At 67.2% G+C, this 23,404-nt stretch carries 21 protein-coding genes and 1 tRNA gene; 9 read left to right on the forward strand and 13 right to left on the reverse strand.

Translation table 11 applies throughout. The features are described 5' to 3' along the window. The 5 genes from E1289_RS22115 to E1289_RS22135 all read left to right on the forward strand — a co-directional run. Positions 1 to 488 (forward strand): DciA family protein (locus tag E1289_RS22115; RefSeq protein WP_243713055.1); only part of this gene is annotated, 488 nt, incomplete at its 5' end. A gap of 379 nt (positions 489 to 867) precedes the next feature. Continuing rightward, complete coding sequence (gene gyrB, locus E1289_RS22120; RefSeq protein ID WP_131983138.1) at positions 868 to 2,805, forward strand: DNA topoisomerase (ATP-hydrolyzing) subunit B; 1,938 nt, start codon at positions 868 to 870, stop codon at positions 2,803 to 2,805. A gap of 85 nt (positions 2,806 to 2,890) precedes the next feature. Continuing rightward, a complete protein-coding gene (gyrA, locus tag E1289_RS22125) occupies positions 2,891 to 5,401 on the forward strand; it encodes a DNA gyrase subunit A (protein WP_131983140.1) in 2,511 nt (836 codons plus the stop codon). 48 nt (positions 5,402 to 5,449) lie between these two features. After that, positions 5,450 to 6,493, forward strand: a complete 1,044-nt coding sequence (locus tag E1289_RS39725) for a DUF3566 domain-containing protein (protein ID WP_243713057.1) — start codon at positions 5,450 to 5,452, stop codon at positions 6,491 to 6,493. Between the two features lie 67 nt (positions 6,494 to 6,560). Further along, positions 6,561 to 6,637: transfer RNA gene (locus E1289_RS22135), tRNA-Ile, on the forward strand. A 61-nt stretch (positions 6,638 to 6,698) separates the two neighbouring features. Here the strand turns inward: E1289_RS22135 and E1289_RS22140 are convergent. From E1289_RS22140 to E1289_RS22180, 9 genes are all read right to left on the reverse strand, one after another. Continuing rightward, positions 6,699 to 7,859: a site-specific integrase gene (locus E1289_RS22140; protein ID WP_131983143.1), complete on the reverse strand. Its 1,161-nt coding sequence runs from the start codon at positions 7,857 to 7,859 to the stop codon at positions 6,699 to 6,701. After that, entirely contained in the window at positions 7,859 to 8,062 is a 204-nt protein-coding gene (locus tag E1289_RS22145) for a helix-turn-helix domain-containing protein (protein WP_243713059.1), read from the reverse strand. Before E1289_RS22145 ends, E1289_RS22140 begins: the two co-directional genes overlap by 1 nt. Continuing rightward, entirely contained in the window at positions 8,059 to 9,753 is a 1,695-nt protein-coding gene (locus tag E1289_RS22150; RefSeq protein WP_347813588.1) for a replication initiator, read from the reverse strand. The genes E1289_RS22145 and E1289_RS22150 overlap by 4 nt, the downstream gene beginning before the upstream one ends. Next, positions 9,750 to 11,207, reverse strand: a complete 1,458-nt coding sequence (locus tag E1289_RS22155; RefSeq protein ID WP_243713061.1) for an FtsK/SpoIIIE domain-containing protein — start codon at positions 11,205 to 11,207, stop codon at positions 9,750 to 9,752. The genes E1289_RS22150 and E1289_RS22155 overlap by 4 nt, the downstream gene beginning before the upstream one ends. A gap of 86 nt (positions 11,208 to 11,293) precedes the next feature. Further along, entirely contained in the window at positions 11,294 to 11,599 is a 306-nt protein-coding gene (locus tag E1289_RS22160; protein WP_131983145.1) for a hypothetical protein, read from the reverse strand. Next, positions 11,599 to 11,877 carry a hypothetical protein gene (locus E1289_RS22165; protein ID WP_131983147.1) on the reverse strand — a complete coding sequence of 93 codons (279 nt, stop codon included), beginning with the start codon at positions 11,875 to 11,877 and terminating at the stop codon, positions 11,599 to 11,601. Before E1289_RS22165 ends, E1289_RS22160 begins: the two co-directional genes overlap by 1 nt. Next, entirely contained in the window at positions 11,877 to 12,302 is a 426-nt protein-coding gene (locus tag E1289_RS22170; protein WP_131983149.1) for a plasmid replication, integration and excision activator, read from the reverse strand. The genes E1289_RS22165 and E1289_RS22170 overlap by 1 nt, the downstream gene beginning before the upstream one ends. A 125-nt stretch (positions 12,303 to 12,427) precedes the next feature. Next, complete coding sequence (locus tag E1289_RS22175) at positions 12,428 to 13,159, reverse strand: GntR family transcriptional regulator (RefSeq protein ID WP_131983151.1); 732 nt, start codon at positions 13,157 to 13,159, stop codon at positions 12,428 to 12,430. A 196-nt stretch (positions 13,160 to 13,355) separates the two neighbouring features. Continuing rightward, positions 13,356 to 13,862, reverse strand: coding sequence for an ATP-binding protein (locus E1289_RS22180; RefSeq protein ID WP_131983153.1), 507 nt, complete (start codon positions 13,860 to 13,862; stop codon positions 13,356 to 13,358). 966 nt (positions 13,863 to 14,828) lie between these two features. On the opposite strand from E1289_RS22180, the gene E1289_RS38320 reads away from it, so the two are divergent. The 3 genes from E1289_RS38320 to E1289_RS22190 all read left to right on the forward strand — a co-directional run bounded on the left by E1289_RS38320 (position 14,829) and on the right by E1289_RS22190 (position 18,910). Beyond that, positions 14,829 to 16,148 carry a hypothetical protein gene (locus E1289_RS38320; RefSeq protein WP_165970574.1) on the forward strand — a complete coding sequence of 440 codons (1,320 nt, stop codon included), beginning with the start codon at positions 14,829 to 14,831 and terminating at the stop codon, positions 16,146 to 16,148. Next, a complete protein-coding gene (locus tag E1289_RS22185) occupies positions 16,145 to 16,777 on the forward strand; it encodes a 2'-5' RNA ligase family protein (protein WP_165970575.1) in 633 nt (210 codons plus the stop codon). Before E1289_RS38320 ends, E1289_RS22185 begins: the two co-directional genes overlap by 4 nt. A gap of 1,800 nt (positions 16,778 to 18,577) precedes the next feature. Then, complete coding sequence (locus tag E1289_RS22190) at positions 18,578 to 18,910, forward strand: hypothetical protein (protein WP_131983157.1); 333 nt, start codon at positions 18,578 to 18,580, stop codon at positions 18,908 to 18,910. Positions 18,911 to 18,947: 37 nt separating this feature from the next. Here E1289_RS22190 and E1289_RS22195 read toward each other — a convergent pair whose 3' ends face one another. The 3 genes from E1289_RS22195 to E1289_RS22205 form a co-directional block, all read right to left on the reverse strand. Beyond that, positions 18,948 to 19,595 (reverse strand): NYN domain-containing protein, encoded by a 648-nt coding sequence (locus tag E1289_RS22195; RefSeq protein WP_165970576.1) that lies wholly within the window; start codon positions 19,593 to 19,595, stop codon positions 18,948 to 18,950. An 815-nt stretch (positions 19,596 to 20,410) separates the two neighbouring features. After that, positions 20,411 to 20,950: a hypothetical protein gene (locus E1289_RS22200; RefSeq protein ID WP_131983161.1), complete on the reverse strand. Its 540-nt coding sequence runs from the start codon at positions 20,948 to 20,950 to the stop codon at positions 20,411 to 20,413. 237 nt (positions 20,951 to 21,187) lie between these two features. Next, on the reverse strand, positions 21,188 to 21,694 hold the full coding sequence (locus E1289_RS22205) for a hypothetical protein (protein ID WP_131983163.1): 507 nt from the start codon (positions 21,692 to 21,694) through the stop codon (positions 21,188 to 21,190). Between the two features lie 2 nt (positions 21,695 to 21,696). Between E1289_RS22205 and E1289_RS22210 the strand changes: the two genes are divergently transcribed. Next, positions 21,697 to 22,044 (forward strand): hypothetical protein, encoded by a 348-nt coding sequence (locus E1289_RS22210; RefSeq protein WP_131983165.1) that lies wholly within the window; start codon positions 21,697 to 21,699, stop codon positions 22,042 to 22,044. Positions 22,045 to 22,129: 85 nt separating this feature from the next. On the opposite strand, the gene E1289_RS22215 is transcribed toward E1289_RS22210, so the two are convergent. Then, complete coding sequence (locus E1289_RS22215; RefSeq protein ID WP_207929084.1) at positions 22,130 to 22,990, reverse strand: dioxygenase; 861 nt, start codon at positions 22,988 to 22,990, stop codon at positions 22,130 to 22,132. Positions 22,991 to 23,404: the final 414 nt, after the last annotated feature.

Here is a 23,404-nt window from a genome sequence, read left to right on the forward strand (position 1 = left end):
CCTCGGGGGAGGGGGCGCCGGCCAAGTCGGGGATCGAGCTTGCTCGGGAGGCGCTTGCGCAGGCGAAGGCGGATGCTCTGAAACGGGGCACGCTTCCCGGGCAGAACGGCAGGCGAAAGGGCGCCGGACGGGTCGTGCGGACGCGGGATCCCGGGCGCGGCGGTGACCCCAAGCTGTTCGGCGCGGCCATCCGTGACCTGATGGCCTCCCGCGGCTGGGAGCAGCGGGCGGCCGTCGGCGGCGTGTTCGGCAACTGGGCCGGCATCGTCGGCGCGGACCTCGCCGAGCACACCCGGCCGGAGCACTTCGAGGACGGGGAGCTCACCGTCACCGCCGACTCGACGACGTGGGCGACGCAGTTGCGCCTGCTGTCGTCCACTCTCGTCAGGAGGCTGAACGAGGAACTCGGGCACGGCACCGTCCGCCGGGTGAAGGTGGTCGGCCCCTCGTCCGGCCCGCGCCGGCCCGGCGCCTGGCGTGTCCGCTGAGCCGATGAAGCAGCCGCCGAACGCGCCCGCCGTCCCGATCCGACGGGGGTCCGGCTCGGGTGGGAACATCTGTTCGGGGAGCCGGGAGGTGAGTTCAGCAGCCAGCGCCACGCAGGACAGAGAATCCCCCGGGACATATAGGGGGGTGTGGCTCCAGGGCCAGTCGGCCGCCACACGCGCATACAGCGCCCTTGAGTGCCACTTTCCGCCTCGTGACCCGGTAGAATGAAATCGGTTCAGGATGCTGCGCCGCCACCGGGCGCCCGAGGCTCTGACCAAGACGAACAGAGCACAACCGGGTGCCCTCATGTGTGTTACGGGGCACACCGCGCCTCCCTCGGGCGCGGAGCGGCAGACATCCCCGGCAGGAGGATCTCCTTTGGCGTACGACGCTAGTTCGATCACTGTCCTTGAAGGGCTTGAGGCGGTTCGCAAGCGCCCGGGCATGTACATCGGCTCGACCGGTGAGCGCGGCCTGCACCACCTCGTCTACGAGATCGTCGACAACGCGGTCGACGAGGCCCTCGCCGGCTACGCCGACGACATCGTGGTGACGCTGATGGCCGACGGCGGCGTGAGCGTGCTCGACAACGGCCGCGGCATTCCCGTGGGCGAGCACCCCGTGGAGAAGCGGCCGGCCATCGAACTGGTGCTGACCACGCTGCACGCGGGCGGCAAGTTCGACGGCAAGTCCTACGCCGTATCGGGCGGCCTGCACGGTGTCGGATCCGCCGTGGTGAACGCGCTGTCCACCCGGATGGAGGCGGAGGTCCGCACCAGCGGCCACGTGTGGCGCCAGTCGTACACGTGGCGCGGGCCGGAGACCGAGCTCCGCAAGGGCGAGCCGACCGAAGAGACCGGCACCCTCATCACGTTCTGGCCGGACGGCGAGATCTTCGAGACGCTCGAATGGAACTTCGAGACCCTCTCCCGCCGCATGCAGGAGATGGCGTTCCTCAACCGCAACCTGGCCATCACCCTGCGGGACGAGCGTCCCGACTACATCAACGGTGAGCCGAAGGTCGTCCGGTACCTCTACGAGGGCGGCATCGAGGACTTCGTCCGCTACATCAACGCGCGCAAGGACGCCGTCCACGAGTCGGTCGTGTACTTCAGCGACGACACCACCGGCATGTCGCTCGAGATCGCGATGCAGTGGAACGCGACCTACGCCGAGTCCGTGCACACCTTCGCCAACACGATCAACACCGCGGAGGGCGGCACGCACGAGGAGGGGTTCCGGGCGGCGCTCACGACGATCGTCAACCGGTACGCCCGCGACAAGGGGCTCCTGCGCGACAAGGACGACAACCTCACCGGCGAGGACGTCCGCGAGGGCCTCACCGCGATCATCTCGATCAAGCTGGCCGACCCGCAGTTCGAGGGGCAGACCAAGACCAAGCTCGGCAACACCGAGGCCAAGTCGTTCGTGCAGCGGGCCTGCAACGTCTACCTGCGCGACTGGTTCGAGGAGAACCCCGGCGAGGCCAAGGAGATCATCAACAAGGCGTCGCAGGCGGCGCGGGCGCGGGTGGCGGCGCGGCAGGCGCGCGACCTGACCCGCCGCAAGAGCCTGCTGGAGTCGACGTCGCTGCCCGGCAAGCTGTCGGACTGCCAGTCCACCGACCCGCGCAAGTCGGAGCTGTACATCGTCGAGGGCGACTCGGCGGGCGGCTCGGCCAAGGGCGGCCGCGACCCGCACTTCCAGGCGATCCTGCCGATCCGCGGCAAGATCCTGAACGTGGAGAAGGCCAGGATCGACAAGATCCTGAAGAACGCCGAGGTACAGGCGATCATCACCGCGCTCGGCACCGGAGTGCACGACGAGTTCGACATCGAGCGGCTCCGCTACCACAAGATCATCTTGATGTCGGACGCGGACGTCGACGGCCACCACATCAACACGCTGCTGCTGACGCTGCTGTTCCGGTTCATGAAGCCGCTGATCGAGGCCGGGCACGTCTACCTGTCCCAGCCCCCGCTCTACAAGATCAAGTGGGATGCGCGGGGGACGGAGGCCGACTACGCCTACTCCGACGCCGAACGGGACGCGATCATCGAGGCCGGGATCGCCGCGGGCAAGCGCGACCCCCGCCCCCGCGACCAGGTGCAGCGCTTCAAGGGCCTCGGCGAGATGAACGCCAACGAGCTGTGGGACACCACGATGGACCCCGACAACCGGGTCCTGCTGCAGGTCCAGCTCGACGACGCCGCGCAGGCCGACGAGCTGTTCAGCGTGCTCATGGGCGAGGAGGTCGAGCCCCGCCGGGAGTTCATCCAGCGCAACGCCAAGGACGTGCGCTTCCTCGACATCTGACGTGCGGGCCTCGGCCGGGCTCCCAGCGGCCTGACTCCCAGAGGCGACCGCACGCGCATCCCACCGAGCAGAAAAGGTCTTCAGAGTGACGGACGTGACCACAGAGGGCGGCCACCCGGGCGAGCGGATAGAACCGGTCGACATCCAGGTCGAGATGCAGAAGAGCTACCTCGACTACGCGATGTCGGTCATCGTGGCACGCGCCCTGCCCGAGGTCCGCGACGGCCTCAAGCCCGTCCACCGCCGCGTCCTCTACGCGATGTACGACGGCGGGTACCGGCCCGACCGCGGCTACTTCAAGTGCGCCCGCGTCGTCGGCGACGTCATGGGGAACTACCACCCGCACGGCGACTCCGCCATCTACGACGCCCTCGTCCGGCTGGCGCAGCCCTGGTCGATGCGGTACCCGCTGGTCGACGGCAACGGCAACTTCGGGTCGCGCGGCAACGACCCCGCCGCGGCCATGCGGTACACCGAGTGCCGCATGGCGCCGCTCGCGATGGAGCTCCTGCGCGACATCGACAAGGAGACCGTCGACTTCTCCCCCAACTACGACGGCCGCTCCCAGGAACCGGACGTCCTCCCGTCGCGGTACCCGAACCTGCTGGTCAACGGGTCCGCCGGCATCGCGGTCGGGATGGCCACCAACATCCCGCCGCACAACCTGCGCGAGGTCGCCGACGGCGTCCGCTGGTACCTGGACAACTTCGGCGCCTCCGACGACGAGCTGCTCGATGCGCTGATCGAGCGGGTCAAGGGCCCCGACTTCCCGACCGCCGGGCTCATCGTCGGCCGCAAGGGCATCGAGGAGGCGTACCGCACCGGCCGCGGATCCATCACGATGCGCGCCGTGGTGGACGTCGAGGAGATCCAGGGTCGTACCTGCCTCGTCGTGACCGAGCTGCCCTACCAGGTCAACCCGGACAACCTCGCCCTCAAGATCGCCGACCTGGTGAAGGACGGCAAGCTCGACGGCATCGCCGACGTCCGCGACGAGACGTCCGGCCGGACGGGGCAGCGCCTCGTCATCGTCCTCAAGCGGGACGCCGTCGCCAAGATCGTCCTGAACAACCTGTACAAGCAGACCCAGCTCCAGGAGACGTTCGGCGCGAACATGCTCGCGCTCGTCGACGGCGTGCCGCGCACCCTGCGCATCGACCAGTTCGTCCGGCACTGGGTCACGCACCAGATCGACGTCATCGTCCGCCGCACCCGGTTCCTGCTCCGCAAGGCCGAGGAGCGCGCCCACATCCTGCGCGCCCTGCTCAAGGCCCTCGACCGCATCGACGAGGTCATCGCGCTCATCCGCCGCTCGCCGTCCGCGCAGGCGGCGCAGCGCGGCCTGATGGAGCTGCTGGAGATCGACGAGATCCAGGCGCAGGCCATCCTCGACATGCAGCTGCGCAAGCTCGCCGCCCTGGAACGCCAGCAGATCACCGACGAGTACGACAAGCTCATGGCGGAGATCGCCGACTACAACGACATCCTGGCCTCGCCCGTGCGGCAGCGCCAGATCGTCGGCGACGAGCTCGCCCCCATCGTCGAGAAGTTCGGCGACGAGCGCCGGACCGAGATCATCCCGTTCGACGGGGACGTGTCGTACGAGGACCTCATCGCCGAAGAGGACGTCGTCGTCACCATCACCCGCGGCGGCTACGCCAAGCGCACCAAGACCGACCTGTACCGGGCGCAGCGCCGCGGCGGCAAGGGCGTGCGCGGCGCGCAGCTCAAGCAGGACGACATCGTCGACCAGTTCTTCGTCACCACGACGCACCACTGGATCCTGTTCTTCACCAACAAGGGCCGCGTCTACCGCGCCAAGGCGTACGAACTGCCCGACGCCGGCCGGGACTCGCGCGGCCAGCACGTCGCGAACCTGCTGGCCTTCCAGCCGGACGAGCACATCGCCCAGGTCATGGACCTGCGCGACTACGAGGTGGCGCCCTACCTCGTCCTCGGCACCAAGAAGGGCCGCGTCAAGAAGACCGTCCTGCGCGACTTCGACTCGCCCCGCACCGGCGGCATCATCGCCATCAACCTCGTCGACGACGACGAGGTCATCGCGGCGCGGCTCGTCTCGTCCGACGACGACCTGCTGATGGTCTCCACCGGCGCCCAGGCGATCCGCTTCCGCGCCGACGACGAGTCGCTGCGGCCGATGGGACGCGCCACGTCCGGCGTCATCGGCATGCGTTTCGAAGAAACTCAGGAAGTCCTTAACATGCTGGTTGTGCAGGACACCTCCCAGGACGTCCTGGTCGCCACCCAGGGCGGCTACGCCAAGCGGACTCCGATCGACCAGTACCCTCTCCAGGGCCGTGGGGGTAAGGGTGTCCTCACCGCTAAGATCGTTGAATCGCGGGGAACGTTGGTAGGGGCCCTCATGGTGGGACCGGACGACGAGGTGTTCGCGATGACGTCCAACGGGGGCGTCATCCGCACCACCGCCGCGGAGATCAAGCAGTCCGGCAGGCAGACCATGGGCGTCCGCCTGATGAACCTCGCGGACGGGGACAGCGTCGTGGCCATTGCCAGGAACGTAGAGTCCATCGTGGAGGACTCAGACGACGCCGAGGGGAGCGACGGTGGTGAGTGAGGCGCCCAGCCCCTCCCCTGGAACCGAGCCGACAGGCCAGGAGGACACGTGAGCACCGAGCCCGGCAAGAGCAAGGGCGGGCCCGGCGCCGGTGGGCCCGGCGCGGGCCGCCCCGGCGCCGGGGCCTCCGGCAAGAAGCCCGAATCCGGCAAGAAGCCCGCCGGGAAGCCGAGCAAGACGGTGGCCGCCGCGTCCGCCAAGTCCGGCCGGGACGAGACGACCGTCGAGATCGACACGGCCGAGAAGGACGCCAAGGCTGCGCCGAAGCCCGGCACGGAGGAGACGCGGAGCGACCTCGCGTCCGTCAAGGACGAGCCGGAGCCGCCCGCGCCGGAGATCGCCCCGGTCAAGGACACCACCGAGCCGCCGCCCAAGGACGAGGACGCCGAGCCGGCGAGCGCGCCGGCCGAGAAGCCCGCCGTCCCGAAGGCCGCCGCCCCGGCCGACAAGCCCACCGCCTCGTCGTCCTCCTCCGGCTCGGCGGGCTGGGCCAAGCCCGCCGAGCCGTCCGCATCGGTTTCCACAGAACGTACGCAGCGGTCCGCCACACCGTTCAACGCGGGCACCCCGCCACCGGCCTCGGGCAACTCGTCCAACGCCGCGGGCACGACCGCCCCGGCCAAACCGAACCGCCCCAGCTTCGCCCGCACGGTCCTCAAGGACCGCCCCTTCACGTCGTCGGCGACCACCTCCGCCAAACCCGCCGACGGCAAACCCGCCCGCAAGGCCCAGCTGCAACTCGCCCGGCTCGAACCGTGGTCGGTGATGAAGTTCAGCTTCGTCATGTCCGTCGTCTGCTTCGTCATCCTCCTCGTCGCCGTCATCGTCCTCTACACGATCCTGTCCGCCCTCGGCGTGTTCGACGCCATCAGCGACACGATCAACAGCCTCACCCGAGAGCAGGGCGAGACCACCGGGGCCGTCGACGCGGGCAACTGGTTCTCCTTCTTCCGCATCTTCGGCTACACCGTCCTCGTCGGCGCCCTCAACGTCCTCCTCATCACCGCCCTCTCCACGGTCGGCTCCGTCATCTACAACCTCGCCGCCGACCTCGTCGGCGGCGTCGAGGTGACCCTCAAGGAGGCCGAGTAATCGATTTCCGGTTGCCCCGCCAGATGGGGTAACCTCTCGTTGCGCCGCCAGACCAGCGGCACAACCCGGGCCTATAGCTCAGTCGGTTAGAGCGCATCCCTGATAAGGATGAGGCCGGAGGTTCAAGTCCTCCTAGGCCCACCAGTTCAGAGCCCCCACCAGGTAACCGGTGGGGGCTTTTGACAGCAGTAGTGACAGCAACGGCTCAGCTTTCCGGCGTCCCGAACAGTTCGCCCGCGACCTTGCCGAGTCCGGTCCGGTGGTCGTCCATGTCGCTGTCGGTGTAGATCTCCATCGTCGTAGAGATCTTCGCGTGACCGAGGATCGCAGCAGCATCCCGCGCGGGCACGCCCAGCCTCTTAAGGAGCGTGGCCGTCACGTGCCGGAGGTCATGAAGCCGGATGCGGCGAAGTCGCGCGTTGGCACAGATCCTCTCGAAGGCCCGCGACAGGTTGCGAGGCTCGATCGGCCCGCCGTTACGCGTGGTGAACACGAGGCCGCTCTCTACCCAGTTCGCGCCCGCCCTGCGCTTGGCGTACATCTGCCGATCGGCCAGTTCGATGAACGCCTCATAGATGATCGGGAGGACGGGAAGCGGACGGTCCCCGGCATCGGTCTTGACCCGAGTCCGAGTGAGCTTCCCGTCGATGCGCTGCAACTGCCAGGACACTTGCATCACCAGCTCATCAAGATCCAGGTCATCCCAGCCGAGCCCCAACACCTCACCCCGGCGCAAGCCGTAGACCATCAGCAGGACGAACGCTGGGTATAGCGGTTCGTGTCGCGCGGCGTACAGGAAGGCCCGAGCTTCGTCCGCCGTCCATGGCTTGGACTTGTGGGAGGGAGCCGGAGGAAGTGTCGTCAGCCGAGCGACATTGATCGAGATCAGCTCTTCCCGCGTTGCCCGTGTCAGGGCCGCCCCGAGGACCATGCGCATGATGTGAACCATGGCCAGCGACTGACCGTCTTTGACCTGTTGGTTCAGGAAGGTCTGAACCTTGGCCACCCGGAGACGGTCAAGCCGCTGATTGCCGAGACCCGGCTTGAGGTACAGCCGCGAAGTCTGCTCGTACTTCTTGTAGGTGTTCCACCGCTTGGACGGCCGCACCACCTCTTCTAGCCAGTAGTCGAGGTACTCGCCCACCTTCCACGCCTTGTTGGCCACCGGCACGCCACGGCTCGACTTCTGCTGAGCCTCAACAAGCTTGTTGTGCACCTCCGTCCGGGTCTTGCCGTACCGCGTGATGCGCTTGGTTGTGCCTTCCGTGGTCAGGACGTACGCCTCACCGACCCAGCGCCCATCCTTACGTTGGAAGATCGTTCCTTCGCCGTTCGCCCGCCGCGTGGGCTTTCTACGCTCAGCCATCAGGCCGCGTCCTCTCTAAGAGCAGCTATGAACGCGTCGACGGCATCGGCAGGAACACGCCGATCACGGCCGACCTTGACCGATTCCAGAGCGCCCGAGCGGATCAGCTCGTATACCTTCCACCGGCCGAGTTGCAGCGCCTCCATGACTTGGGGCACCCGCAACAACTTCGGCCCGATCGTGGGCACCGTCTCCTCTTTCACGCCGCCTCCGGAGTTGCCGAAAGTTCGGGAGTGGGGTTCTGGGTTGCCCGGTCGAGTTGGGCCCGCCGGGTGATGCGTTCGTTGATCAAGTGCATGAGCCTCGCTTCGACCGGCTTGACGTCCGGGTCGCCGGGCCCCGCGCGTTCCCAGACGTGGACGGCGTTGGGATCGGCCGGGTTGGTGACGGGGACACCGGCCTCAGCCAGCCGCGCCAGGACCCAGGCTTTGCGGTCGGCTTTGTGATCGGCGAGGGTCTTTCCCGACCACTTGCGGGAGACCAGGACGCGGCGGCCGCCGTAGCCGAGGTGTTCGCGGCGGTGTGCCTTGCCCTTGCAGTAGCCGGGCGTGAGGCCCTTTCGGGGATTCTTGGGCTGGACGCCGTAGCGCAGCCAGTTCGCGCACGTGGGCGAGCACGGCTCGTAGCGAAGTGCTTCGGCCATCCGGTCGACGTGTTCACGCTGCGCGCTGGTCTCGGCGTTGTGGCATTCGGCGACGCCCTTGACGAGGTACTTGGTCAGGTAGCCGATCAGCTTGCGGGACTGCGGGGAGTCGGCCAGCACTCCCTGAGCGTCGATCTGCCGCCCGAACTTCACCACGTGCAGGGGTTCGGCGTCCTCATCCAGGCCGAGCGCGTCTAGCGCTTCATCCCAGGTGGGCAGGACCTCACCGGTTACCGGGTCGAGGTAGCCGCCGCTCTCGCCCGCAAGGTCGTCCCAGACCGGCAGGTGATCCCCGGAGAAGACGACGCGGTCAGTCGGAGGCCACCACACCTGGTGATACGTCGCGGCCACCACTTGCCGCAGTTCAGCACGCGAGATCGTGCCGCGAATGGCCATGTGCAGGTGGGGAGCGAGCCGCTTTTGTGGTTCGACGGCCGCGAAGTACTGCACGTCATGGCCGACGAAGCGGCGCAGGTTCTGCACGAACCGGTCTATGAGCTTGGAGAAGTGCAACGCGTCCCGCGCCGCCCGCGTGTAGTCGTACGTGGAGGGGGCGACCGGGGTTCCGTCCGAGCGCACCCGCCCGTAGGAGTCCAGCGTCAGGGTGAGGAAGATCGAGGGCCGGAACGTCTTGCCGTCCTTACCTCGGAACACCTTGCCCACGGTGCGGGAGTCGACCGGCCGCCGGGGAAGGTCTGGCGCATCCTGCCGCCTACGGGTCGACCGGGTCCGCCGGCTCTTGCACTCCTCACCGGTCTTGAGCGCACCGCGCACGCCCGACCGTTCAAGTTCATGGTCGAGGTCACGAAGAACCGCGTCCCAGAACTCGGAGTCTTCGCCGTCCGCAGTACCGTCCTCGGCCGCACGGTCACGGGACGCTTGAGCTTGTGCCCGCAGTTCCATCCAGGCGCGTTGCTCGTCATCGGGGTCAGCGCGGTTGATCTGGGGTTCGGTGTCCAAGTGCCAGCCCTGGCTGCACTGGACGGCCCGAAGCTTGCGCTTGCGTTCGGCGCAGGACGGACAGACCGAGGCCAGGGTGTGACCGCACGGGACGTACACGACCTCGGCCGTCCCGGTGTTCAGGTCGACCCGCCGCATGGGCACGGGGCGGATGCAGACGCCGTGTTCGACCGCGACCGCTTCCAGCACCCCCCGCGCCAGCGGAGGCAGCGTCTTGACCACCGGTTCCGGCTCAGGCTCGTCGGGAGCGTCGAGGGCGGGTTGGGTGACGTGGACCGAGGGTTTGGTCACGCCGCCTCCACATCGGGCAGGCCGAGCGCGACCATCGCGCGGATATCGGCATCGGACACGTACGCGGCCCGCACCCGCACCGGGTCGGGGGAGGTTTCCAGCCGGACGAACCCGACCCCCGCGCCGATCTGCGGGACGAATGAGATCTGGTCGGCCAGGGCGCCGCGGTCGCGGGCACCGTCGCCAAGGACCATGTCGACCTGTTCGTCTTCGTCCAGGCGCAGGGCGATGCGGTCGGGGAACAGGTTGCGCAGGTTGTTGACCTCTTTGCGCGCGTCCTGCTGCGCCCCGATCACGCAGTACCCCACCGACCGCCCCTGCGAGGTCAGCACCGCCAACGCCGACTCGGCCCGCTTGCGAAGGTCACGCTCAGGGCAGTAGGCGGTCAGGAACGCCAGCTCATCCACCACGATCACCCGGAACGGGAACTCACGCGACGGAGCGAACGACCGCGTGACACCCGCGAACCGTTCGGCGCGGGCGTTCATGTCCTGGGCCGCCGCCTCCAGCAGATCGACCATGCCGCCCTTGGGATCGGAGGAGTACCGCCCGTACCGCTCGAACAGCACCCGCCCAAAGCTCAGCTCCATGCGTTTCGGGTCGACGGCCCACACCTCCACCAGCCCGCCGAGCATGAGCGGCAGCAGCGCGCGGAGGGTGGACCAGATGACCGAGCCCTTGCCGGCCCCCGTCGCCCCCGCGATCAACACGTGCGTGCCGAGGAGCCGCAGCCGCCACGGTGAGCCGTCCTCACACCGCCCGACCACCAGCCCGGACAGGTCCACCTCGCAGGCGTCCGGGACGGGGAGAGCCGGTATCGGTTCGGCGAGGGCATCACGGCGGACGAACTCCAACCAGACCCGCCCCGGACGGTCCCCATCCCGCACCCGGACCAGCGACGCGCCGAAGCCATGCGCCAGGTTGGCCGTGACCCGCTCCCACGCGTCCGGCGCTTGGCCTTTGAGCATGCGGACCAGCACCCGATCACACGTCGGGCCGGAACGGACCCGGACCACGGAGGGCAGGTACTCCCGCCCCTTATGCACTTTGGTGAGCCCGGCCGTGACCAGGACGGGTTGCCAGTGCCGCCGGTAGACGAAGGTGAGGCGCCACCAGGACTGGACGGGACGGGCGATCCAGCGGACGAAGGACGGACGGTCCACCCCCGCCCACACGCCCAGGCCCACGGCGACGAGGGCCAGGACCAGGACGGGGACGGTCCATCCGCAGGCGTAGCCGAGCCAGCCGAGCGCGGCCGCGATGGAGACGGGGACGATGTTGCGGACCAGGAACACCAGGACGCGGACGAGGAAGCGGAGGGCGTTGACGATGAGGACCAGGCCCTCGGGCATGTGCCACACCGGAGGCGCCCACTTCGGGGCCGCGAACGGGTCACGCTGGGTTTCGACGGCGACGTTTTCGCCGGGGGCGAGCTTGCGGAACTCCCATGCCATGATGGGTCACACCTCTTCTTTGAGCAGTTCAGGGGAGAGGAGAAGGGGCGGCCGGAGATGCGACCTCCAGCCGCCCCACTCGCTTGTCAGGTCGCCGAGTCGACCGGCGCGCCAGGCGCCGAAGCGCCGTTGAGGACGTGGAGCCGTTCCACCTCGGCCGCGTACCGCGCGAACAACTCGGCGAGCTTGCGCGCGACGGCCAGGTCTTCGGCGGTCGGGGCCGTCGGGTTGGTCGGGGTGATGGTCACGTGCGCCTGTGCGTGCGAGATCACGAGCTGGCCACGGTCACGCATGCACAGCAGCGAGACCCGCTCATCCGGACGCAAGGTCACGTCTACCGATGCCGTACCGTCCGGGTCGACATTGACTGTGGTGTAGCTGTAGGCGTCCATCAGGCAGCCACACCCTTCCCCGCCGACCGGCCCGACGAGGAGCGGCGACCGGAGCGGTACAGCCGCTCGACCTCCACCGCGTACGCCGCCGCCTGCTCAGCCAGCGCCCTGGCGAACTCCACATCCCCGGCGTTGAGTCGCTCGGGAAGGGTGAGGGTGACCAGCACCCGCCCCGCCTTGACTGTGAACAGCGGCGTACGCGCCCGGAACGGCTTGAACTGCACACTCGCCGTCGTGTCGATGGGCAGGGACAGCGCCGACATGCGCCCGCCCGCCATCAGGCAGCGTCCTTGGCCGACGCGGGACGAGCGGCACCCTTGCCACCGGGAGCGCGGACGGCGCGAGCCCGGAAGGAGTAGGCCACCCGCACACGGGGGTCACCGTTGGGCATCCGGCCGGACTCCTCGATGTAGGGCGTGACCGTCAGGCCGTCGAACTCCACCGGCCGGAACGGACCGAACGCCGGTTCGGGGACGACCGGGCACACCTGCGCGCCGATCTTGACCTTGATCGCTGACGCCTTGTGGTTCGCGTCCGGGTCGGCGTCGTAGACGTCCACGACCCAGACCGGGAGGCCGCTCTCCTTGTCGGTCTCCTGCCGCTTGGTCTCGAAGTTGGTCAGCGGTTCCGCCGGACCCGTTGCGTACACCCCGTGGGGGAACACGTCCCCGAAGCTCACGGGAATCCGTCCCTGGATCGCCATGTGCGGTTGCTCCTGTCGATCGTTCCTTCTGTCGACAACTCGCCTTGTCGAGTTGCCCTATGAAGAGGGTACGTGACAACGGCCAACTTGCAAGGAGCGTAAGACGACTTATCGAGTGATTTGGGTCACAGAGGGAAGCTGTCTTCCAGTACGTGCAGCGAGCCCGGTAGGGCGAGGTCCACGACCAGGACGGCGCGCCCGGACGAGTCCACCACCGAGCCGAGCACCGAGAGCACTGGTTCACCCTCGGCCAAGGAGAGTGACTCTCGCTCTTGATCGGTGGGACGCCGAGCCCTCAGACGCTCATCAACCCGGGTCAGCCGTTCCTTGGTGCCCGCCGTCAGCAACTCGCGCACCGGGACGGCCAAAGGTCCCTCTTGGTCCAGGCCCGCCGCCCGAGCGACATCGAGAGGAGCCCACAGCGATACCAACTCACTGGCGATGGACTCATAAAGCCCGACGTATCGCCGCAGGTGGACGGGGGCAGACTCGGCCAGGCCAAGCAGCATGGCCACCGAATTCGGCGCGGGACGACGGCCGACCTCCAGAACCCGGACCGACGCCGATGTCTCCTGCCGATCCAGGACAGCCAGGCCTGGCCGGCTGCTGTCCGACACTCGCGACGACGGGGGAGCCTTGACGAACGTCCCGCGCCCGTGTTCGCGCTGCAACTCGCCGAGGAGTTGCATTTCATTGAGCGCACGGACCACGGTCGGACGTGACGCCCCGAACTCCCGGCCCAGCATTGCCTCAGACGGAATCGGCTCCCCAATGCGGTAAGTCCCGTCCTTGATCCGACGACGGAGCGCCTCCATGATCCGGACATACTTCGGGGCATAAACAGCGTCATCCGACATCAGGACCTACCAACAGCTCGACAACACGAGTAGTAGAACCAGGAAACCAGACGTCACCGGCACTGTCACGCCATCACCAGGTCCCGAGCCCCGTCTTGTCCGCCAAGCCGAGTTGGTTGCCGCCCGCCCTGCGTGCGCCGGGGGGACCTACCAGGCTGGGGGTGCCGGTGGGAACGCGCTCGCAGGGCGGGGGCCGCTATGGGGTTGCCGCTGGCGTGGTCGGCCTATCGACGTGCGGCAAGGGACCTACTACCGGGCGGCCAACATTCCGCGCGGCGGCCATGATGAACGCGTAATCGATGGCGATGCGCGCCCAAACGATCTTTCCCTCTCGCAGGCTGCACCATCCCCAGCCACCGGACGCGAACGCCTGGACGATGATCAGGCCGCGCCCGCACTCGGTACCATGGCGCGGCATCTGCACCTTGGGACGCCCGGGATGTCCGTCCCACACACACAGCTCTATCCCTGCGTCGATCCGGCTCACCCAAGCGCGGATCATGTCGCCTTCACAGAGCGTCGCAGCATTCCCCGCAAGCTCAGCCATGATCTGACAGGCATCGGACGCGTAGGCAGTGAGGCCCCACCCGTCGAGGGCCTCCCGCACGAGGGCGCGGGTCAGATACACGCTGGCTGGGCACGCTTTCGTCAGCGTCTGTGAGCGCAGGTGCACCGATGCGTCTACCAGGGAAGCTGTGGTCATCGGAGGTCGACCCCTCTACCGGCGAGCATGCCGACTAGCACCGCCGGAGCCGACTCAACCTCATCGACTGGTGCAACCCGCTCATCGGAGTCGGTTCGGACGAACCACCAAACCCCGTCGACTCGCTCACATCCCACGATCACCGACCGCGCACGGTCAGACCTGCTCACCACGAGCAGGACCGGAGGGCCGCCCGCCCGGCTCACCAACCCACACGACAGCGCGTCCTCGCTATGGGTGAGCACCGCGTCCAAGGCCGCCAGATGCAGCCGCCCCGCTCCAACCGCGTGATTGAGCCGAGCGTTCGGCAGATCGTCAGTAACCGACTCCATCGGCCCAGTGATCGCACCGGCCTTTTCCGTCTCACGCGCCATCACAACGTCCCTCCCTTCGTTGTCCGGATACCGCCGGATGAGCCACCACGTTCACGATCACGGCGTCCCACTGTCTGATTCGAGCCCAGCGACACAGGGTCATGGCCGTCCCCTGGTCCCCGGTTCGGAGAAGAAGGCGGGACCGGCAGACGAGGCGACCAGCGGGAGGACCCACCTCCCCGCAAGCGCAGCCGCACCCCGGTACGGACACGCCATCAGCCGCTACAACGCCTGCCGGCCCCGCGGCTTGTTACGCCACCTCAGCCCGGTTGCCGTTGCGGCACTCAGAGCAACGTTCACGACGACGCTCAGGGCCGCGCCCAGAGCCGTCCCGCGCGAGCAGCAGATCAACCCGCGACGAGATCCAGGACCATCCCCGCCCGTTGCACGAAGTGCAAGGGACGTCCGTCGTCGGTTCGTTCTCCCCGGATCGGAGGATCACCAGCCATGCCTCCCCAAAGCCACATGATCAACTGTGCTCGGATGACGTACGGTGTTGCTTGTCTCGAAGACAACCAGTGATGACGCTCGGTCAGGACCGCCAACCAGCCCCCTTTTCGCCCCCTTTTCCGGCCCCAAGAGGCAAGATCGGATGCCCGACACGACTCCCAACGCGTGGCTCACCGCATGGCGCGAGTCGAATTTCTCCACTCGCAGCGAGATGGCGGAAGCGCTCAACCGCACTCCCACAGCCCTTCAACACGGGCTGCTGTGCGACGAGGAGCGGCTACGTCGCTGGGAGCGCGGCGAAGTGCGTTGGCCGCACCCGCCATACCGCAGGGCCCTCCAGGAGCTCACCGGCCGCACAGCCGAGCAACTGGGCTTCATCCCGCCCGCGAAGCAGAAGGAGCGCCAACGCTCTCAAGCGCGTACCGCGCTCCCTGCCCGTTCGCAGGACGCAGAGCACCAGGTCGACCCAGCAGAGTTGGCCCGTTCAGCGGATATCTCCCGCCTCAACCAGTGGATCACCGCAAGCGACACGACCGACGAGGCGGTTTCACGTCTCGCCCGTTCGACTTCATCGCTCGCCGCTTCTCACACACGGGTCGCTGCCAAGAGACTTCTCCCCGAGGTGATCAAACTTCACCGCCGTACGCAAAGCCTCCTGGTGGGCGGCAACCACCGCCCGCGGCACACCCGTGAGCTGCTGCGCATCAACGCCGATCTACTCGCCCACGCAGCCGTGATCTTCGGAGACATCAACTTCGACGAGGCAGCCGAGGAACATGCCGCCGCCGCTCTCCTGCTCGCCCAGGAGGCAGGGGCCGACGAGTCATTCGCTTGGTACGCCCAGGCCAAGACCGCCCGCTGGCAGAACCGATACATCGAGGCAGCCGACCTTGCCCAACAAGGCTACGAAGCCAGTTCACCGGGCCCGATGAAGACCCAGCTCGCTTGGTACGAGGCGAACGCCGCCGCCCTGCTGGGAGACAAGATCAGGGCGCGCGAGGCCGTGAACCGAGCCGAACAGTCCGCCGATGCATCCCATGACGCCCCCTCCGATCTCTCGGTGTGGTCGTTCCCGACAGAGCGCCAAGCCTTGTTCTCCCTCTCGGTGGCCACAAGGACCGGCGACCTTGACGGCGCACTACGAGCCGCCGAGCTGGCAGACCGCGCATGGACCGCCGGCGCCCCCACCGCTCCCGCCATCTGGGCTCAAATCCGCGTTGGAACCGGAGTCGCCCATCTCCTGAAAGGCGACCTGGACGGCACCGCCGAGGAACTGGGCAAAATGCTGACGCTCGACCCCGGAATGCGACTCGCGACCGTCACGCGCTACCTCGCCGACCTGGACCGCCGCCTGACCCAACCCCGGTACCAAGACAGCCCGCTCGCGACCCAGCTCAGACAGCAGATCCACGAATTCAACGCCGCAGCCCTGACCGAGGATGCCGACATGGAGGGCGCATGAGTCCGCTGCCTGCAAACATGACCGATCGATGGCGGACCCGCGAGGAGCCCGGACCAGGACAAGGAACCGTCTACTGGCACATGCTCATGGGCGACCATCCCGCAGCGAGTGAACTCGCCCAGGCTGCCCAAGGACGACTCGCCGACTTCCCCGGCCTGCACATGACCCCCGCCAAATGGCTCCACATCACAACCCACGTCGCCGGATCTACCGACGAGATCGACGACGACCAGCAGCAGGACATGCTCGCCACGGCGAAGAGTCTTCTCGTCAAGCTTCCGCCCGTCGATGTGACGCTCGGCCGAATCTTGTACCACCCCGAAGCGATTGCCGTCGCCGTCGACCCTGTCAGTCCTCTTGCCCGCATCCGTGAGGCCGTCCGGGAAACCACACTCAAAGTGACCGGACGAGAGGGCCGAACCGAAGGGGCCGCTCCGTGGACCCCGCACATGACAATCGCCTACAGCGAGGCAGAACAGCCCGCCGGACCCATCATCAACGCACTCGGCCGAGAGCTTCCAACCCGCCAAGTAACCATCAACACCGTGACCCTGGTCGTCCAACGCGGCGCAGAACGTCTCTGGGACTGGCACCCCGTAGGCCACGTTCGTCTAACCGGTCACCGCTGAGCCAGCCCGACACCCTCTGCACGACGACGCACTACCCGTGATCATTGCCGAATTGTGCTGTCTTAGATCAAGGGGCGGCGGCGCTCAGGCCGCTGCGCGGCCCCGCGCCAGGCCGCCCGGAGCGTGCGGCGTGGGCGCCGGTCACCGGACGGCCGCGCCGGGCCGCGCATCGCGACACGTCCGCCGGCCCGCTACGACCGCCCGCCACGGGAGCCGCGCCGCCGCCAAAAGGTCGATGAGTACATCACCGGCGGTCCGCCGTGCCAGCCCTTGTGGATTTCTGGCGCCTTTCTTTTCCGCACAGGCAGTGGATGACGTTCGTGCAGGTCATGGCTTCGACTTCGGCGTAAAAGACCCTGGATCCCTGGGTAATCCACACGCCGCCCACAAGTTGACCCGCTCTTTTGCACAGCGAACCCACAGCCTTGTCCACAGGACGCTTTGCGGCGTGGGCATCGAGTCTCGGACAATGTCTGGCATGACCTGCACCATGGGGTCATGACGGCCTTGGGTCGTTCGCCGATATGGCGACGGCCCCCCGCGGCAACGGGAGGCCGTCCACTCATCTCGCACGACTCGAAGGAGAGCCGCACGTGTTCACGGTACTAGGCTCCGCAACGGGACCCACGAGCCAGGGGTACCCGACAACGGTGACAGAATCACCAAACCCGCAGGTCAACGACGGCTGGAGTGTGGAGCTCCATGGCGATGAGTGGTTGATCTTCGCCATCTTCGTCTTCGCGCTAGTGGTCCTGCCCGCCGTCTGGTCGACAAAGAAGAGTCGGCGTAATGCGGCTCTCGAAGTCCTCCGGACGTTCATGCGCTGGCGCTAGCGTTCGAACGCTCATCTGGACCGCCGTTCGTCCTTCCATCTGGGTGGGCACAACCTCGCGCGCCCAAGTACCGGGGCCGCGTCTATGCCTCCGGCGGGGGCACTCCGACTCCGGGAAGCAGGGGCCGCGCGGTCATGGTCGCCGAGGGTTGAGGTAGGAAGCCTGAGCTTCCCGTCTGCCGCCGTCCCGATCAAAGATCTACCAGACCAGGGCCAGGGGGTGAAGGTCGTTCGTCCGGCGGGGCGCTCCACCTTCACCCCCTGGCCCTGGCCCGGCAGCGCGGAGCGCGGGACGACGGCAGACGGGAAGCTCAGGCAGGGCGGGCGTGCGGAGCGTCCGCCAAATGAAGTGCCGCCATCCTGGCAGCAATGACAGCAACTGTGACAGCAACACCAGCGAACCGCAGCACACATGATCAACCTTCATCCAACGGTCAACACAACGGAGCAAGCCCTCTACGTTGGCCATGATCGAACTGATAAGGATGAGGCCGGAGGTTCAAGTCCTCCTAGGCCCACCCAGTAATCCCAGCTCAGAGGCCGGTTCCGCGTTCAGCGGACCCGGCCTCAAGATCTTTTGGCACTCCGGTGGCACTGGGATCCCACACCACCGGGACGCACCAGCCAACATCCCGCGTCCGAAAATGTGTCGCTTGTGGGCCTCGCCGAGATGCGTCGCGAAGCCTGGGGCCACGAAAGGGCTTCAAGCCGAGGCTCAGAGGCTCCTACCGGAACTCCGTAGCCGGGGCAGTCGCATCGGCTGGGCGCAGGGACGGTGCTCTGTCGGCGCGGAGCAAGAAATGGAAATCGTGCACATAAGGAAGCTGGACCGGGCGCGGTCCAGGCGGTAACGATGATCGAGCGCGATCCGGGAGGTGGCAGCAGTAGCCGGACATGGTGAAGCGCGGCGGACGAACGCACCGAGCGTGAACCGGCGAGCGCATCGGACTCCGCGGCGAAACCGATCGGTGAGGTTCTCGCTTTCGGACGAAGAACACTCGCTCGTGGCCTCGGCGGCAGCGGAAGAGCGACTCGCGCTCGGCGCGTATGCGGCACAGGCGGTGCTTGTCGCCGCGCGCGGCAGCGCTCAGCCGCAACACGGCCTGTTGAGGGAGGCACTGAAGACGGTGATGCACGCGGCCGGGCAGGCCAGGCGTATCGGCGTGAACCTCAATCAGGCGGTCGCCGCCGGTCATTCCGGCGAACCGCCGCCTGAGCTGTGGTGCTACATCGAGGCGGCGGCGCGCACCGTGCAGCACCTCGATGACCTGGGCGAGGAGATCCGTAGGCGCCTGCCCTGACGCCGAACTCCTGCGGCCCTGTCCCCGGTGAGGGCGGTTACGCCCACTTGTCGGGACGTTGGCGAGCCAGGCCGTTGTCCGGGACGGAGTCGGGTAGCAGCGACGCCATCAGGTGCTCCTCCCTGATCGGGAAGGAGGTCACCATGCCGTCGAACCGGTTGGGCCGGCCTCGTCCAGGAGGACAGGCGACCGGTATCGGGCGAGTGGGCGCCAACTCCGATGAAGCCTTGATCGCGGGTAGGAAGTCGGTGTCCGTTGAGATCAGCAACGACAGGTCACCGTTCCCCAATGCGGCGTCCCGGACCATCTCGGTGGCCAGCGCGACGTCGGTCAGCTTCTCCTCGTAGGTGCGGTAACGCTGCTGAGGTGGCTCGCACCGGCACTGCCACTGCGCGCCGCACGCCCGGCAGCTGATCCGCATGTTCTTCACCTTGAAGTGGCCTCGGATCACCTGCACCTGTGGTCGGTGTGCCGTCAGTGCGGCCAGGTACGTCTCCTGGCGGCGGGCAGCGTCTGGCTCCCCCCTGACGATGGCAGTGAAGTACTTCACCGCTTGGACCGTGTCGTCGCGCCGCATCCGCTGGACCAGTTCGACGATGTCAAGCCACAGGTAGGCACGGCCGTACTTGGACTTCAACCCGTGGTAGAGGTTGAACCCGTCGACGTACGTGATCGTATCCGCCACGTCACAGAACGTTAGACGTCGGTGGAGGTGGCGTGTGCCAGAAGTAGCAACTAACCTGGGCGGCAGACGAAGTCGGTTACGGCCGACAGGGCGGCCCCGTTCAGGGGCCGCATTTTTTTGTGGGCAGATCGCTCCTCGAAGCCCGAACCCTGCAGCGGCTGGCTTTCGCGCCTCGCTCGCTGGAGTCTTCATCTGCGGCGCCGATACGGCCCCGATGCGGGAGGACCCGCCCTCAGGCCGTGCTCAGGTGGGGACGGGAGTCCGGGCGGAGAGCTAGAGCTATGTCGGCGATCGCGGCTCGAAGGCGTTCGTTCTCGGCCTTGAGAGTGTCCAGCTCTGAGGATTCTGGCGCTTCGGTGGTCTGGAGGCTGCGGATCTTGTCGAGGCGGCGAGGGCGGTCTCATCGGCGGTGGGGAGGGTGTGAAGGTACTGCTCGCTCCCTCCGGGGTGCGGTTCTCACTCAGCGTTTCTGTGGGGTGGGGCTTTGTCTTAGGGCTGTGCTCCCTCTCGGTTTGGCTTCTGCTCGACATTCTGTCGGGACGGGGTGAAGGGGGCTTGGTCCCTACATCGCTTCCTGGCCGGGGGTCTACGTTGCTCGGCGGTGGTGGGCGCGCGGACTCGCGGTGGTCGCTTCGCGTGGGCGAGCCTTGTGGAGGGGACGGGGTGCGGTGTGGGCGGTGTCATGGACGGCTGCGGCAGGGCGGCGGGCCAGGCAGCGCCGTCGGCGGTGGCGGGTGGAAATGGCCGCACCGGACGGGTCGGCTTGTAGTCGACAGGGGGATTGATTTCTGTGTGCCTGGGGGCAAGGGTGTTGGCTAGCTGTCCTCGTCCTTGACCTCTAGGGCTTCCCGCGCCAGACCGATGAAGGTGACGTACGCCTCCCGGAACTCCCGGTAGGCGCGGTCGTAGGCGTCCCGCGGTTCGGGGCCGTCCTCACCGATTAGCGCCTTGAGCAGTGACTCCACGCGCCGCGCCATGTCCCGTACGTGATCCGCTGCGGCGGAGACGTCGGCAGGGCCGTCGAGCCGGACCTCATGCATCGCCCTGTTCATGTCCCCAATGGCCGGGCCGATGCGATCGCACATCTGTGACAGGAGCCGGTCCTGGCTCTCACGGTCGTGCTGCGCATCGACGTCATCCATCTGCCAGGTGACCGCGCTGAACTCGTGCACGCACCTCATCAGTTCCCTATAGGTGGATCGGCGCCGCTCATGCTGTTCGCGAAGGGCTTCAGCGCGGGTGGTTGTTCGGGCTTGGGCCAGCGCTGCACCCAACGTGGCCCGCGAGGTGATGTAGCTGGCTCCTAATGCGGTCAGCGCGGTGAGGATGCCGACCCAGAGTCCGCTGTTCGCCATGGACAGGAAGTGTCTCAGCCGGGTCGCCGTCCTGACAGGCCATTAGTCGATCACCGATCCGTGGGCTGGCTGTCACCAAAGGGGCGGGCGGGCTTTCTCCTCAGGCTGTGGATAACCGCCCTGCCGGACATCGCTCCGGCAGGGCGGCCCCGTTTGGGGCCGCATTTCTTTTGCGGATCGCCCCCCTCGACGTTGGCCCCCGTTGCGGTGGGGCAGTCACACTGGCTGGGGTTGTCTCTATGGGGAGGGCCAACCACAAGTGTCGGATGCGTGGTTGGTCAGGTTGCCTACGGCGTCGGCGTAGTAGGTCGACTCGGCCAGGTGGAACGCGAGTTGGCGGAACGTCCAGCCTTCTCCGGGTGAATGGTCGAGCTGGTCGGGGGTCAGCGCGTTCAGCCGGGCGGCCCAAATCCGGGCGAGCCGGGTAAGGCGACTCTTGGCCTCGTCCAGGTCGTGGTCGGTGAAGGTCGCCAGGTCGCCGGGAGTGGTGCTTGCCGAGGCATGCCAGCGATCAGGAATCGTCCGCTCTCCGGCCAGTCGCGCCTCCAGCTCTGCGAGGTGGTCGATGAGGTGGTCGGTGACCCGTCGGATCGCTTTGTGCGGGGTGTACGAGCGTTCGTCGGTGTACAGCGGGCGTCCGTCCCACGCCGTCCATGTCGCCGCGAGGGTGAGCACGTGATCGATCATTTCTGTTACGAGCAACGCAGGATCACGACCGTCGGTGATCGGCGTTTCGTCGGACATCCATGAGCCTCCTGCTGTACTCATTCACCACCGAGGTCAACGTAGGTTCCGAACACCTCGATCCCCATCGAAAGGTCAACGACGGCGCGGCTCTGCCGGCGACGCGACGGGGGCGGTTCGACGGTGTGTGTTCGGTCGAGTGGACGTGGCAGGCTGGGGGCGGTGACGACCGACAATCGGTTATCCGGCTGCTTCAGGAGCGGGGCGGGATTGCGACTGATGTCGTGTTGAGCGATGGCCAGAGGCTGATCGTGTTCGACGGCCTCGGCGAGGAGTACGCCCACGTGACGACCGATATCGGCCCTGGCAAGGCGGGCGCCGCCATCGGCGTCTTCTCCCACGGGCTGTGATCTTGATCGTCGATCTCGTCAACGGTGCCGTGCTGCTCGAAGCTGTCGGCGGTGGAATTTCCACAGGTTGTGGATAAGTGTGTGGTCAGGTCGGGGCTTTGGTCAGGGCCAGGTCGAACTCTGCGCGCCGGAAGGGAGGCCGGAGGCCGTACTGCACGGCTTCCTGTTCGTTGTCCGACTCGGGGAAGTCGACGATGAGGCTTTGTTTGACTGCGAAGACCGCGTCGGAGTCGAGGTAGGGGCTTCCTGCGACGAAGACGTGGGTCGTCAGGGGTGAGTGGCCGGCCGCCTGGACGATGAAGTGGATGTGTGCGGGACGGTACGGGTGGCGTTCGGTGGCCTGCAGCAATCGGCCCACCGGTCCGCCTGTGGGAAGCGGGTAATGGCTGGGGACAACCGTACGGAAACGGAACCGTCCCTCGGCGTCAGTGTGGAAAAGTCCGCGTCCGTTACCGGGTGGCTGTACGTCAGGCTGCTGGACGTCGTAGAACCCTTGTTCGTTGCACTGCCACACGTCGACCTCGGCATTGGGAAGTGGTGTCCCGTCGGTGTTGAGGACGCGGCCGGAAACCACGCAGGGCTCTCCTTCGCCGACGAGGTCGATGTTGTCGCCTAGGGAGCGCGGGGGTGACTTCACCATGTGGAACGGGCCCAAGAGCGTGCTCTCTGTTCCGCCCTCGCGTTCGTTTAGGATCTCCACAAGCGTTGAGACACCGAGGACGTCCGAGAGCAGGACGAACTCCTGGCGGGTGTCGCTGCAGGCGTGGCCGACGGCTGTGAGGAACTGGATCGCCTGGTCCCACTCCTGGATGGTCGGTCGTGTCTCACGGACGAAGGCGTGCAGGTGGGCTGTGAGGGCGGTCAGGATCTCCTGCAAGCGCGGGTCCGGGGTCTTGCCGAAACTGTCCTGGACGACCCGGGCGGCGGTGTCCTCGCTGAAGTCCACCAGATGCCTCCCATCCACAAGCTGTGGATAACTTTGCGGGGTGTTGAGGCCGGCGAGTCGTCCCCGGTCCCGGGCGGTGCTCCATCGCTTCTCATAATCCTCTCCTGGTGCGGTCTTCGCACGGCTGAATGACGCGCCAGCGCTCTGTCGGCAGGCGTCCAGGTGGCTTTCGCGGCCGTCTTGGGCGGTGTTTGCGCATGTCATGATCACGGGTTCTGGGGTGGGGAGGTTGTGCGTCGGGCTGGGGATTTCCGGTGGGTAGCGCTGTCCACCGATGTCGCCGGGTTGTGGAGGGCGGTTGCCCACAGGGTGTGAACGGGGTGTGGGTGACACTCCGTTCAGGGTGGCGTTATTGCTGGTCAGCGGGTTTTCCACGGCGTGGACAACCGGTCGGCGGGGTTGGGGGCAAGCTGG

The sequence above is a fragment of the Actinomadura sp. 6K520 genome (assembly GCF_004349245.1).
GTDB lineage: Bacteria > Actinomycetota > Actinomycetes > Streptosporangiales > Streptosporangiaceae > Spirillospora.